Below are 378 nucleotides of genomic sequence, written 5' to 3'. Positions count from 1 at the left end.
GCCTCGACCGGCTCGGTGCTGGCCGGCTTGACGGCCTACGGCACGGCCCGGATCTTCGGCGACAAGGGGGCCAGGATGCTCGCCAGCGAGGACGAGCTGGCGCGGTTCCGGAGCTTCTTCGACTCGTGGGGGGTGGCCGGGATCATCGCCTCGCGGGCCCTGCCGATCCTGCCGGAGGTGCTCACCCTGCTCGCGGGGGTCGCCGGGATGCACTTCGGCCGGTTCCTGATGGCCCTGGTGCTGGGGTCGGTGCCGATCGGCATGCTGATGGCCGGGGCCGGGGCGTGGGCGGGCAGCTCGTCGACCTTGCTGGTGGTCGTGACCTTGATCCCGGCGGGCCTGTGGATCGGGTATGTGATGGTGGTGGGGGGACGATCG

At 71.7% G+C, this 378-nt stretch carries 1 protein-coding gene; it reads left to right on the top strand.

What is annotated here, in order from left to right; translation table 11 throughout:
• Nucleotides 1-378 (top strand): VTT domain-containing protein (locus AB1L30_RS00300; RefSeq protein WP_367011364.1); only part of this gene is annotated, 378 nt, incomplete at both ends.

Origin of the sequence: Bremerella sp. JC817, from assembly GCF_040718835.1 — a bacterium.
Lineage (GTDB): Bacteria > Planctomycetota > Planctomycetia > Pirellulales > Pirellulaceae > Bremerella.
Note: the sequence above shows the minus strand (reverse complement) of the source record. Positions and strands in the feature narration are given on the sequence as shown.